The sequence below is a fragment of the Pseudoflavitalea rhizosphaerae genome (genome assembly GCF_003991355.1).
Classification (GTDB): Bacteria; Bacteroidota; Bacteroidia; order Chitinophagales; family Chitinophagaceae; genus Pseudobacter; species Pseudobacter rhizosphaerae.
Genome location: NZ_RCSU01000001.1, coordinates 612,777 through 625,464, shown reverse-complemented (window position 1 = coordinate 625,464; position 12,688 = coordinate 612,777). Strand labels below are relative to the sequence as shown.

General features: G+C 47.9%; 11 protein-coding genes. 2 read left to right on the top strand and 9 right to left on the bottom strand.

What is annotated here, in order from left to right; all coding sequences use genetic code 11:
• Positions 1–20: 20 nt before the first annotated feature.
• The 8 genes from D9Y29_RS02295 to D9Y29_RS02260 form a co-directional block, all read right to left on the bottom strand.
• Positions 21–1,301, bottom strand: a complete 1,281-nt coding sequence (locus D9Y29_RS02295) for a FecR domain-containing protein (protein WP_127124814.1) — start codon at positions 1,299–1,301, stop codon at positions 21–23.
• Positions 1,302–1,367: 66 nt separating this feature from the next.
• Positions 1,368–1,961, bottom strand: a complete 594-nt coding sequence (locus D9Y29_RS02290; RefSeq protein ID WP_164735204.1) for an RNA polymerase sigma factor — start codon at positions 1,959–1,961, stop codon at positions 1,368–1,370.
• Between the two features lie 321 nt (positions 1,962–2,282).
• Positions 2,283–2,594, bottom strand: coding sequence for an RNA recognition motif domain-containing protein (locus D9Y29_RS02285; protein ID WP_127124812.1), 312 nt, complete (start codon positions 2,592–2,594; stop codon positions 2,283–2,285).
• A 204-nt stretch (positions 2,595–2,798) separates the two neighbouring features.
• Positions 2,799–3,047, bottom strand: a complete 249-nt coding sequence (locus D9Y29_RS02280; protein ID WP_127124811.1) for a hypothetical protein — start codon at positions 3,045–3,047, stop codon at positions 2,799–2,801.
• A gap of 355 nt (positions 3,048–3,402) precedes the next feature.
• Positions 3,403–4,872 carry an efflux transporter outer membrane subunit gene (locus D9Y29_RS02275; RefSeq protein ID WP_127124810.1) on the bottom strand — a complete coding sequence of 490 codons (1,470 nt, stop codon included), beginning with the start codon at positions 4,870–4,872 and terminating at the stop codon, positions 3,403–3,405.
• A 10-nt stretch (positions 4,873–4,882) separates the two neighbouring features.
• Positions 4,883–8,014 carry an efflux RND transporter permease subunit gene (locus D9Y29_RS02270; RefSeq protein ID WP_127124809.1) on the bottom strand — a complete coding sequence of 1,044 codons (3,132 nt, stop codon included), beginning with the start codon at positions 8,012–8,014 and terminating at the stop codon, positions 4,883–4,885.
• Between the two features lie 24 nt (positions 8,015–8,038).
• Positions 8,039–9,157, bottom strand: a complete 1,119-nt coding sequence (locus tag D9Y29_RS02265; protein WP_127124808.1) for an efflux RND transporter periplasmic adaptor subunit — start codon at positions 9,155–9,157, stop codon at positions 8,039–8,041.
• Between the two features lie 130 nt (positions 9,158–9,287).
• Entirely contained in the window at positions 9,288–9,656 is a 369-nt protein-coding gene (locus tag D9Y29_RS02260; protein ID WP_127124807.1) for a hypothetical protein, read from the bottom strand.
• Between the two features lie 174 nt (positions 9,657–9,830).
• Here D9Y29_RS02260 and D9Y29_RS02255 point away from each other — a divergent pair, with 174 nt between their 5' ends.
• Positions 9,831–10,808, top strand: a complete 978-nt coding sequence (locus D9Y29_RS02255) for a TlpA disulfide reductase family protein (protein WP_127124806.1) — start codon at positions 9,831–9,833, stop codon at positions 10,806–10,808.
• 27 nt (positions 10,809–10,835) lie between these two features.
• Entirely contained in the window at positions 10,836–11,240 is a 405-nt protein-coding gene (locus D9Y29_RS02250) for a hypothetical protein (protein WP_127124805.1), read from the top strand.
• A 32-nt stretch (positions 11,241–11,272) separates the two neighbouring features.
• Here D9Y29_RS02250 and rocD read toward each other — a convergent pair whose 3' ends face one another.
• Entirely contained in the window at positions 11,273–12,508 is a 1,236-nt protein-coding gene (gene rocD, locus D9Y29_RS02245) for an ornithine--oxo-acid transaminase (RefSeq protein ID WP_127124804.1), read from the bottom strand.
• Positions 12,509–12,688: the final 180 nt, after the last annotated feature.

Genomic DNA, 12,688 nt, shown 5'->3' with positions numbered 1-12,688 from the left:
TTTGGTTTTATTCAAGGCCACTAAGGCTGAATGATGAGCTTCCGGTTGTCTAGTTTTACATTTACCTTCGACATCTCCAGTGCTTTCAGCATATTTTCGAACTGCATGTTCCTGCTCATCTTTCCACCGAATTTTATATTGGGTACAATGTTCTTTTCATAGATCACTTCCACATCATACCAGCGGCTGAGTTGGCGCATCACTTCATCCAGTCCGGCTCCTTCGAAATCGAAGACGCCATTTTTCCAGGCCATCACTTTCTGTATATCGGCTGCATGTACGTGGATCCATTCTGTTCCCATTTCCGCCTGCTGGCCTGGTTCCAGGACCACTGGATTAGAGCTGCCGGAAGTCACACGTACACTGCCTTCCAGGAGAGTGGCGCGGATGTTTTTTTCGTCCTCATAAGTATTCAGGTTGAAACTGGTGCCCAGCACTTCCACGCTGTTGCCATTTCGCATACTCACGATGAAAGGACTGTTTGTTTGTTTCGCCACTTCGAAATACACTTCCCCACTGATTTCCACTTTTCTTGTTTTCCCCTGGAAGCTGGTGGGGTAGCGGATACTGCTGGCGGCATTCAGCCATACGTGTGTGCCATCTGAAAGTGTAAGATGGAATTGTCTTCCCCTTGGAGTAGACATCCGGTTCCAGGCCACGGCCTTTGCTTCTTTTCCTTCGTACACGAGCGCACCGTTCTGCAATACCACTTTAGCCCCCTGCTGGTCTGCGATGAGGCCATTGCCCGCACTGTCAAGAGACAGCTGTGAATTATCGTCCAGTGTAAGGATAGCACCATTCATACCCGGTGTGATGCTGACGGGTGGCGTTTCTTTCATGGCTATACTTTCCGTTGGCGCTTTTTCTCCACGACTTAATAAGAACCAGGCGGCCATTGAAATGCAGACCAATAAAGCGGCTGCGGCTACTGTTCTGAATATGAGTTTGCGATATTTACTCAGGGACCAGTCGCTCGCGTCCCCGCGAGTGACGGCTTTTTGCTCGCCTCCGGCGAGCGCAGTGTCGCCGGAGGCGACGGAATATAAGTCACTCGCGGGGACGCGAGCGACTGCCGGCACTCTGTCTGTAGCCAGTATTTGTTCAGCTTTGAGCTCCCAATCGGGCTGTGCAGTTGTCTGCCCCGGCATGGAAAGCTGCTCCATCAAGGATTCCAGGGTACTACGGACCAGGTCCGCAGAAGCTTCATCGCTGAACAGGGATTGCAGCTCCTGGTCTTCGGCAGTAGTCAGCTGGTGTTTTTTGAATTGTTGCAGCAGGTATTTGATCCTTTCCTGGTCCATGAAAATAGGATTGTGGAATATAGGATGCGCGAAAAATGGAATAGTACCTCCATTTTTCAAAAAAATTTATTGGAGAAGGATAGAAGTGCCGATGATAACGGGAATGGGGTAGCCCGATTGTTCCAGGTGAAGACGGATCTGCTTCAGGGCCTTGGTCAGATTGTTCTTGACAGTTTGAGGGGAAAGTTCCAATTGCTCCGCGATCTCATTCACAGATAACTGTTGTTCGCGGCTTAGACAAAATACCTGTCTTTGAGTTTGAGGCAATTGAGTAACCGCTTCGCCGATCAGTCCTTTTACTTCCTGTAAGCTTAATTGTGCGATAGGATGTTCGCCGGATTCAGTCTGTTCCGGTAATTGCTGCAGATAATTCCTGGCGAGGATCTTTTTGCGCAGGCTCATATAACATTCATTCGCTGCAATACGGAAGATATAGGCACGGGGGTGTTCCACTTCGCGGAGTTTATCGCGTTTCAGCCAGATATTCAGAAAGGTCTGCTGGACCATTTCCTCTGCCTGAACGGGAGAGCCCAGCAATTCCGACACAAATGGGTACAGCAATTTGCTGTACGCTAAAAAGAGGAGCGTAAAAGCTTGTTCTTCTCCGGATGCGATCCTTTGAAACAGCTCTTTTTCGTTATGGGGCAGGGCTTCGGTCAAATGCCGTTCAGTTTGGACAGAGTACTGGTTGCAAACTATTGAAAAAAGTTCAGAAATCAGGCAACATCAAAATAGAATTGGATTGGGTAGTTTCTGCAACAGAAGCTTTATAGTCCCCCTGTTACCTGTAAAGTCTGTTGGAATTTTACGAAAGGGAAGAACTGTATTTGCCAACAAGCAGTAATTATGTACAGAATTCGACTGCAATAAGCCAAGTGTATTTTTGATGATCTGCCTGCAGTGCTGTACAATAAAATGGCGTACTAATATACTGAAACAGAAAAGCCCCTTTCGGGGCTTTGAAGATCAAGCGGAATGAATTTAGTATCTATTCTTATTATAACTATTTCCATTATTGAAATTGCGGTCACCGCCACGGGAAGATCTGTCTTCCTTTGGTTTGGCAATTGATACACTGATAGTCCTGTTTTCAACAGAAGCGCCATCAAGGTCCGCAATCGCTTTTTTAGAAGCGGCTTCATCAGGCATTTCTACAAATCCAAAACCTCTTGACCTGCCAGTTTCCCTGTCAGTAATAACCCTGGCTGATGTTACTTCTCCATAAGGAGTAAAAAAATCTTTCAGATCTTCATCCTGCACGTCGAAGCTTAAGTTTGAAACAAAAATGTTCATTTTAAAAATTAAATTGATTAAAAATTTCGAGTAAGGCAAGAAGTAAGAAACTAACTATAATGCAGAAAACTAGGCAATGTAATTAATGAATACTAATGCGAGGCTCAAATTAACGAATGGAAGATAACCCTTTTTTATCAGTTTTGAAAAAAATAAACTGCCTTCCAGGTTCAAAACCTGGAAGGCAGCTGCATTAGGATCTATTCATTTGATCAAATCACTAACCTCGATGGCTTCCAGGTAATGGCTTATTGCATTGGTGTCTGGCAATATCCGGTACTCTTCGATACTGTGGTTAGACTTGTTGCAATAAGCCTCTACATAATAATGATCCAGCTGAAAGAGGAAAACGATACAGTCAGGATAAGTTCTCTGGGCCAAAACCACTGCATTGCTCATTACGATGGATTTTTTATCCCCTTCATTTAACAGAATAAATTCAGAAAGCTTCATAACGTTAAATTTTAAAAGTTAACTAACAAAGGCTTGCTTAAACTTGAATAAAACTGAATAACTAAAAAATCCGAGAATCGAGAAAAGCTGCACATTATCTGTAGCTAAACCAGTAATTCTGGTGCGGCATACATAAAAAACAAATCGTAATCCGTCAATAGAAAGGAGGCTGATTTGACGTTTAAGAACCGAGGCGCAACAAATATAGGAGTTTCGAAAGAAATTACTGAATGAATCTTCCCCTGCTACCCGCTATTGGGTTCATATATGACTTTCCTGGCAACGATCAAGGTATAATCTTAAGAAAGCATGGCCGCAGGAATGCAGCCATGCTCTAACTGCCCCTGTTATCGGATTACTCCCATCCACCTCCCAGGGAAGCATATAACTTGATCAGCGATGCAAAGATCTCATTCTTCTGAATCACCATTTGTAATTCCGCTTCCAGCATATTCTTCTGTGCGGTGATCACTTCCATATAATTGGCATATCCCGTCAAATACAGCTCCCTGGCAGTTTGTACTGCGGCCTGTAATTCCTGTACTTCCTGTGCTTTCATGTTATAGGCATTCTGCGACTGCTGAACAGCGCTGATATTTGTGCTTACTTCATTGAATGCTTCTACCAGTTTTTGCTGGTAGTTGAACACCATTTCCTTATTGGCAGCATTGGCAATCACAAAATCCGTTTGTATTTGCCGGCGGTTAAGTAATGGGGCAGTAAGCGAGCCCGCTGCGCCCCAGGCCACTGATCCGGCATTGAATAGCAGTGTGGGGGTAAAAGCATTCAAGGCGATATAAGGACTGATCACCAGCGATGGGAAGAAGGCCGCCCTGGCCGCTTTCACATTCAGCGATGCGGATTGCATTTGGAATTCCGCCTGCATGATATCTGGTCTTTTAAGCAGGAGGGTTGATGGTATTCCTGCCTGTAATGCTGGAATGCCAGATGGCAGCAAGGAGGCTCGCGGTATATTTCGAGTGTACATGCCCGCTACTGAGTTCATTTGATTTTGCGTCTGCACCCTTTGTTGCAGCAACTGTTGCTCGATGGCGCGGGTATTGAGCAACTGCGCTTCAAATTGCTGAACGGCCAGCTCCGTTGCCCGGCCACCTGCTTTCTGCGCTTTCACTATCTCCACGGCCTCTTCCTGTAAAGTGATATTCCGGCGAACGATACTGATCTCATTATCCAGGCTGATCAGTTCAAAATAACCCTGGGCAATTACAGATACAATGCCGGTGACCAATACACGCCTGGCCTGTTCCTGTGCCAGCAGATCGGATTGTGCTGCTTTGCGGAGTGTGCTCAGTTTGCCCCAGAGATCGATCTCCCAACTACTTTGCAGGCCAACGAAGTAGTCGGTGGTTGGATTCACCGGGATCTGTTGGTTTTTATCGATATTGGGAGAAAGATTGGTATCGAAATTGCCAACGCCATTGAGGGTGTAATCGCCATAACGATCTGCACTGGCGGCGATGCGTGCATCCACGGAAGGCAGCAAAGCCCTGCGCCTGTTGGCGAGCTGCGCATGCGCCACCCTGATACGCTGGTAAGCGATATTGAGATCGGCATTGTTCTTCAATGCAGAATCGATGAATGCGATCAGTTGCTGATCAGGAAACAGTTCCCTGAAAACCAAACGGCCAGAGTCCTGTTGGCTTGTGAAGCCCGAAAACTGCTCCGGGAGCTGTTTTACCACGGGAACCGGGTCCGGCTGCGCCACCTTGCACCCGCTCTGAAATAGAGCGAGCGAAACCACCGCGCCCATGCACAAATATGTAAGTGCACGATGAGATACGATATGATTAGATGATCTTGTCATTAGAGTTTTTTTACGCTGCTGCTACAGTTTTCTTTTTCTTTTTTCTTTTCGACTTTTGGAAAAGCACAAACAAACCGGGCACCAGGAAGATACCGGCAATAGTGCCCACCAGCATACCTCCGGCTGATGCGATACCGATGGAGTGGTTGCCCATTGCGCCGGCGCCCTTCGCGATACAAAGCGGGATCAGGCCTGCAATGAATGCGAAGCTGGTCATGAGTATCGGGCGAAGCCTGCTCACCGCGCCTTCACGCGCGGCTTCCAGCACGCTCATGCCGTGTTTCCTTTTCTGTATGGCCACTTCCACGATGAGGATCGCATTCTTACCCAGCAATCCGATCAGCATGATCAGCGCCACCTGCGCGTAAATATTGTTCTCCAGCCCTGTGATCAGCAGGAAGAAGAAGGCTCCTGCAATACCGGCCGGAAGACTTAATATAACGGCAAGGGGTAACAGAAAACTTTCATATTGGGCTGCCAGTACCAGGTATACGAAAAGCAGACAGATCAGGAAGATCCAGATGGCTTCATTACCGGAAAGGATCTGTTCCCGCGTCATACCGCTCCATTCAAAACTATAGCCTTTCGGTAACAAAGAATCGGCCACCTGCTGAATGCTGGTAATGGCCTCTCCGCTGGTAAAGCCGGGAGCGGCATCACCATTGATCATGGCAGCCGTGTACATATTGAAGCGTGAGATCTGCTCAGGTCCGTACACTTTTTCCATCCTGATGAAATTGGAAAAGGGCACCATTTCCCCTTTGTTGTTTTTCACATAAAGACTGAGCACATCTTCCGGGTTGGCGCGGTACTGCGGCAATGCCTGCAACATCACTTTGTACATCTGGTCGAAACGGATGAAGTTGGTGGCATAGTAACTGCCGAGCAGGGTTTGCAGGGTGCTCATCGCATTGTCTATGGTCACGCCTTGTTTGGCTGCCATCTCCTGGTCCACATGAATGAGGAACTGCGGAAAATTGGGATCGAAGCTGGTAGTGGCGTTACCGATCACCGGATGGTCCGTGAGTGCATTGAGGAACTTTTCGCTCACCGCTGCCATTTGCGCCAGGTCTGTATTCCGGTTCTTGTTCAGTAAGCGCAACTCGAAACCTCCGGCATTACCGAAGCCCGGTACAGTAGGTGGCTCGAAGTATTCGATACTGGCATCGGAAATATGTGCCGTTTTTTCCCTGAAGCGTGTAATTAGCTCCGGGATGCTTTCTTTTCGTTTATCCCACTCCGACAGATTGATCATGGCCATACCGTAAGAAGCGCCGGAGATATCGCTCATCAGGCTATAACCGGCCAGTGTGCTGATATTCTCGATGGTCTTCTCAGGCTGCAATGCACGCTGAACGGCATGTAAAACTTCTTCTGTACGCTCAACGGTGGAGCCGGGAGGCGTAGTCACATTCACGTATACCATACATTGGTCTTCCGCCGGAATGAAACCTGAGGGCAGGAGTTTTGCGCTTCCCCAGATAGCCACAAAGAAAACCGCCAGCATGGCGAGGGTGATAGCGCGGCGGCCTGCAATGCGGTTGACTGTTCTTCCGAATTTCCTTTCGGCGCCATCGTAACCTTTGTTGAATACGGTATAGAAGCGTTGCAACAGGTTTTTCTTTTTGGAGGGCGATGGATGTTTGAGCAATAGCGCGCAGAGTGCAGGCGTAAGCGTTAGTGCGTTCACACCCGAGATCACGATGGCAATGGCGAGCGTGAGTGAGAACTGGCGATAGAAAACACCCACAGGTCCGGAAAGGAATGCCACCGGTACAAATACGGCCGACATCACCAGGGTGATAGCCACTACCGCACTGCCAATTTCTTTCATGGCGGCCAGGGTAGCATCCATTGCTCCCAGATGGTGTTCACTCATCTTCACGTGCACGGCTTCCACCACCACAATTGCATTGTCCACCACAATTCCGATGGCCAGCACCAAAGCAAATAGTGTAAGGATATTGATGGAGAAACCGAACATTTGCATGAATGCCAGTGTACCGATCAATGCCACTGGTACTGCCAGTGCAGGGATCAGCGTACTCCTGAAATCCTGGAGGAAAATGAACACAACGATGAATACAAGTATGAATGCTTCCATCAATGTGGTCAATACTTTACTGATACTGGCATCCAGGAAGCGGCTTACATCGTAGGCGTAGTTGTACACCATTCCGGGCGGGAAGCTGGTCTCTTTCAGCTCTTCCATTTTCGATTTGATCTCGGCAATAACGTCGCGGGCATTGGATCCGGGGCGCTGCTTGATCATGATACTGGCAGAGGGGCTGCCATCCGTGAAGCTCACCATATCGTAGCTCACGGTGCCGAATTCCACATCTGCTATATCGCGGAGGCGCAGGATGGAGCCATCATCGTCCGCGCGAAGGACCACATCTTTGTACTGTTCCGGTGTATTGAATTTGCCGGTGTATTTGAGTACGTATTGCTTGGCCTGTTTATCTTTTCCCGAGTTCTCTCCGGTAACGCCTGGCGCTGCTTCAATGTTCTGGTTGCGTAATGCAGTGATGATCTCTTCGGTGGAGATATTGTAGGCGAGGAGTTTGTCGGGTTTCAGCCATACGCGCATTGAGTAGTCGCGTGCGCCCATGATATCCACGAAACCCACGCCATTGATACGTTTCAGCTCCTGCAGGATATTGATGTCCGTAAAGTTGTAAATGAATTCTTCGTCCACATTCCTGTCTTCACTCATGATATTGAGGTAGAGCAACATGGAGTTCACTTCTTTTTCTGTGGTCACACCAGCCTTGATCACTTCTTCGGGAAGCTCGTCCAGTACGGTGGTTACGCGGTTTTGCACGTTCACCGCGGCCTGGTCCGGGTCTGTGCCTACTTCGAAGAAGACCTGAATGAGGGTAACGCCGTTATTGCTGCTGACGCTGTTCATATAGGTCATGCCAGGCACGCCGTTGATGGCGCGTTCCAGGGGAATGGCAACGGCTTTCGTACATACATCGGCGTTGGCGCCATTATAATTGGCGGTCACCACTACGGAGGGTGGAACGATATCGGGGTACTGGGTCACGGGCAATGTGAACAATGCGAGCACACCCAGGAGAACAAAAACCAAAGAGATGACCAGCGACAACACTGGTCGCCTGATAAATTTTTCTAACATGCGCCGGATAATTTGTTTTTGGGATTAATGAACGTTCAGCAGGCTGTCTGCTGAAATGAAACGGGGAGCTACTTTTACTCCCTCACGGATGTTCTGGATTCCTTCGTAGATGATGCGGTCTCCTACTTCGAGACCTTCTTTCACCAGTACGAAATCATCGATCCGTGTATCCGGCGTGAATTGTTTCATTTTTACAGTATTGTTGTTTTCCAGAACGAAAACATAATTCTTGTCCTGGATCTCGAATACGCTTCTCTGTGGGATCATGATGGCCCGGGGCACCAAACTCGTGAGCAGCACTTTGCCGCTGGCGCCGTGTTTGAGCAGCTTTTCGGGGTTCGGGAATTGTGCACGGAATGCGATGGAGCCTGTCTGTTTTTCTATTTCTCCATCCATCGTTTCTATTTTTCCTGTTTGCGGGAACATGGTTCCGTCTGCCAGTTGCAGTTGCACGGGCTTTCCCATGCGGTTGCGTGCTGCGCCTGCTTTCACGTAGTGCAGGTATTCGCTTTCGGATACGTTGAAATAAGCGTGCATGAGATGAACATCGGATACGGTGGTGAGGAGGGTGCCTTCACTCATGAGACTGCCTATTTTGTGTGGAATGCGGTCTATCACACCACTGAAGGGTGCGCGGATATTCGCATAAGAGAGATGGAGGGCTGCTTTCTCTTTTCCTGCCTCAGCTTCCTGCACTTTGGCGCGGGCGGCAGTAAGACGGGCATTGGCCAGCTCCAGCTCAGACTGGGAAAGGATCTTTTTATCTACCAGTCTTTTTACCCGGTCTGTTTCCACTTCAGCGCTTTTCAGTTCTGCTTCGGCGCTGGTAAGTGCGGCATTGGCTTCTGCCAGCTGCAGTTTGAATTCCGCATCATTCAGGCGGAAGAGAAGTTGCCCTTTCTGAACAAATTGCCCTTCATCCACGGCAATCCCTTCCAGGAAGCCGCTCACTTTAGCGCGCAGTTCCACATTCTGGGACGCGGCGATGCTGCTTACATAGCTCTTGTGCAGCATCGTATCCCGTGATTGCAGCTCAAAGACGGGTACTTCCACCAGGCGTTTTTCTTTTTCAGTACTTCCTTTTGCTGTACATCCGGCCAGATAGAGCACGGACAGAAATCCGAATAAATGAATCGACTTCATAAAATAAAAATTGGGCGTTTATTGGAGACCGTTGGTAGCCTGCAATAATTCCTTGAGCATTAAAGTATATAATGATGATAATCCTGTCATGGAATGGCAGGCGAAGAGAACTGAATTGGATATAATGGGATCAGAATGGCGTTAGCCGGAACAGGAACAGGTAGTAAAAGGGTAATGTATGTGCCTGTTGTTGTAACACGTAGCGATTGCTGACGTGAATATCTTTGATGGAAGCGTCCTCAGCGCGGGAAGCAGAACTGATGATGAAATAAGTGGGAGAGGCTGTGAACCTGGAACGGTAACGTCCGGGGCGTTGTGCATTGATCTCGGTGAAATCGAGATCAGTCTCTGTAAAATAATCCCGGGCATCCTGCTCTTCTTCAAGCAATGCCAATACATGCTTGCCGGGCGCTGGATAGCGCCGGGTATTGCCTTCGGTTGTGAGAACGATCCCGAATACCAAAGTGCAAAACAATAATATGAATGATCTGAAGCTCACAGGTTTTTTGCTAAAGTGTCACAAAAATAATCGAAGGATAATAAATCAACATTAAGATCAGATTAAAGGCGCATAAGAAAGGTTTTAATTAACAGTTCCCTGAGATTGGAAATAGTGAAAAAATAAATGTAAAGGCGTATTCACTCGATTGGCAGGGGGATTTGTCTTGTTGATATGAATAGATTTCCCATTTTCCTGTTTTTGCTCCTGCCCCTGCTCGGGAACGCACAAGCAAAATTTACGATCGATGGCAGCATTGATCTGCCTGACAGCACTAATATTTCCCTGATCACACAGGGAGATAAACCGGTATTGATTCAAAAAACGAAAATAAGGAATGGTAAATTTCAACTTTCCGGCAATTACCAGGAAGTGATGATGGCTAATCTCCTGGTATTTACAGATGGCGGGATGATGACGAGAACCATCTATCTGGAAGATGGAGTGGTCCATGTTCAAGCCGGCAAGAAATTGTCTGACGCAATCGTAACAGCAGGCCCTTTGAACAAGGAGTGGGATGCGTGGCAGCAGAAGCATGGACAGGATTTGAAAAAACTGAATATAGCGGATGTGACTGCGTATGTTCAGCAACATCCTTCTTCTGCATTGAGCCTGGACCTGTTGATATACGACTCGGAAAGACGTCACTTATTGTATCCCTTACTGAAAGAACTTGATGTTTCCATTCGTGAGCTGGAACGTGCCAAAAGATACAGCCGGTTTGTTGAAAGCGAAATGGCGCTGCGCCCCGGGGGGATAGCTCCTGATTTCAAGGTGCAGGATCCCGGCGGTAACAGCTGGAAGCTGTCTGATTACCGCGGAAAGTATGTATTGATCGACTTTTGGGCCAGCTGGTGCAAACCCTGCCGGGCAGCCATACCTGAACTAACGGAAGTCTATAATAAATACAAGGATAAAGGCTTTACTATCCTTGGTGTATCGATCGACAAAAATGCAAGGGACTGGATCAATGCTGTTGAAGCTGATAAAGTACCCTGGAAGCAGGGCAGTGATGTGCAGGGCGAACAAGGTGAGGTTGCCAGGTTATACAGGATTTCCTATGTGCCGCTTCTTTTCCTGCTTGACCCGGAGGGAAGAATAATTGGGGGAAACGATTTCGAAAAAGTATTGGCCGACCGTCTCGGCAACTGATCAATAAAATCAATTATTTTTGCCGCCATGAAATACTCGCAATGGATCGGCATTCTGGCGGCAATTACACTTGTGATCGCCTGCTTTATTCCCTGGACCTATCACCCTGATGTACAAAAGAACTTCACCGGTTTCTTTTCCGAGAACAATCTTTACGGAAGGCCGGGAAAATTCTTTGTGACCTTTGCCATCATTGCATCCATCTTCTTTTTGATCCCACGTGTATGGGCCAAGCGCTGGAACCTGCTCTTCACGGCTATCATAGTGGCTTTTGCCATCAGGTGCTTCCTGGTGTATACAGGTTGCTATCGTGGTATTTGTCCTGAGAAAAAAGCAGGGATCTGGCTGGTAGCCGTCTCTTCAATTGTAATGCTGTTGATGGCAGTGTTCCCGGACACCAAACTGCCAGAGCAAAAAAAGAACGGCCGGTAGCCGTTCAGTAATTTGTTCATTATTCCATTTAATTAGTCAAGCACTTTAAGACTTTTTCCGATCAGTTGCACACATTCTTCGATCTCATCTGCTGTGATCACTAACGGTGGGGCTAACCTGATCTTGTCGCCATGCGTTGGCTTGGCCAGTATACCATTCTCTTTCATCGCCAGGCAGAGATCCCAGGCAGCATCGGTATTCTTGTGACTGATCACGATAGCATTCAATAATCCTTTGCCGCGGATCAGTTTGATATGGGGCGACCGGAGATCGCGTAATTGCTGACGGAGCAGTTCGCCCATCTTTTCCGCATTCTCCGCCATCTTTTCATTTTTCAGCACAGTAAGTGCTGCGATGGCCACTTTGCAGGCCAGCGGATTGCCTCCATATGTGGAGCCGTGTTCTCCGGGTTTGATGGTAAGCATGATCTCGTCATCAGCCAGCACGGCTGATACAGGCATGATGCCGCCACTCAGTGCTTTTCCGAGGACCAGGATATCGGGTCTTACATTTTCATGATCGCATGCCAGCATTTTTCCTGTTCTGCTGAGACCTGTTTGTATTTCATCGGCAATGAACAATACATTGGCGTCTGCGCAGAATTGCTTTGCTTTGGCGAGATAACCAGCATCAGGTACTACTACACCTGCTTCGCCCTGGATCGGTTCCACGAGGAAGCCGGCAACATTCTTATCTTTCAAAGCTTCGCTCAATGCATCGAGGTTATTGAATGGAATACTCACGAATCCCTGCATGAACGGACCAAATCCTTTTCTTGCTGAAGGGTCGGAGCTGAACGAGATTACGGTGCTGGTGCGGCCGTGGAAATTATTGGAACAGACGATGATCACTGCTTTGTTCTCTTCGATCCCTTTCACTTCGTATCCCCAGCGGCGGCAAAGCTTGATGGCTGTTTCCACTGCTTCCACACCGGTATTCACAGGCAACACTTTATTGTACCCGAAATATTCTGTGATGAATTGCGCATACTCGCCCAAAAGTGAACTGTGGAAGGCGCGGCTGGTGAGCGTCAATTTCTGCGCCTGCTCTATCAGGGCAGCAACGATACCGGGATGGCAATGTCCCTGGTTAACGGCAGAATAACCGCTGAGGAAATCAAAATAACGTTTGCCATCTACGTCCCACACGTGCACACCTTGTCCGCGTTCAAGAACAACGGGAAGAGGGTGATAATTGTGTGCGCCGAATTTATCTTCCAAATTCAGGTAGTGCTGCTCTCTGGCAGAGGATGAAACTGTTGCTTGCATACGAATCGATTTTACGGGCGTATCCTGCAAAGAATACTGATAGAAAAGATGAATTGATCAGACAGGGGAAACTGCCCGGTGCGAAGTGGCACCGGAACACCAGCAACTAACCTCGATGGTTGAGGAAATCGAGATTGAAATGAAGGAATGCTGATATGTGAATATTAGTTCTGATATGAA

Coding starts and splice junctions, on each gene's coding strand:
- D9Y29_RS02295 (WP_127124814.1), bottom strand. CDS start 1,301: ATGGACCAGGAAAGGATCAAATACCTGCTGCAACAATTCAAAAAACAC.
- D9Y29_RS02285 (WP_127124812.1), bottom strand. CDS start 2,594: ATGAACATTTTTGTTTCAAACTTAAGCTTCGACGTGCAGGATGAAGAT.
- D9Y29_RS02280 (WP_127124811.1), bottom strand. CDS start 3,047: ATGAAGCTTTCTGAATTTATTCTGTTAAATGAAGGGGATAAAAAATCC.
- D9Y29_RS02275 (WP_127124810.1), bottom strand. CDS start 4,872: ATGACAAGATCATCTAATCATATCGTATCTCATCGTGCACTTACATAT.
- D9Y29_RS02270 (WP_127124809.1), bottom strand. CDS start 8,014: ATGTTAGAAAAATTTATCAGGCGACCAGTGTTGTCGCTGGTCATCTCT.
- D9Y29_RS02265 (WP_127124808.1), bottom strand. CDS start 9,157: ATGAAGTCGATTCATTTATTCGGATTTCTGTCCGTGCTCTATCTGGCC.
- D9Y29_RS02255 (WP_127124806.1), top strand. CDS start 9,831: ATGAATAGATTTCCCATTTTCCTGTTTTTGCTCCTGCCCCTGCTCGGG.
- D9Y29_RS02250 (WP_127124805.1), top strand. CDS start 10,836: ATGAAATACTCGCAATGGATCGGCATTCTGGCGGCAATTACACTTGTG.
- rocD (WP_127124804.1), bottom strand. CDS start 12,508: ATGCAAGCAACAGTTTCATCCTCTGCCAGAGAGCAGCACTACCTGAAT.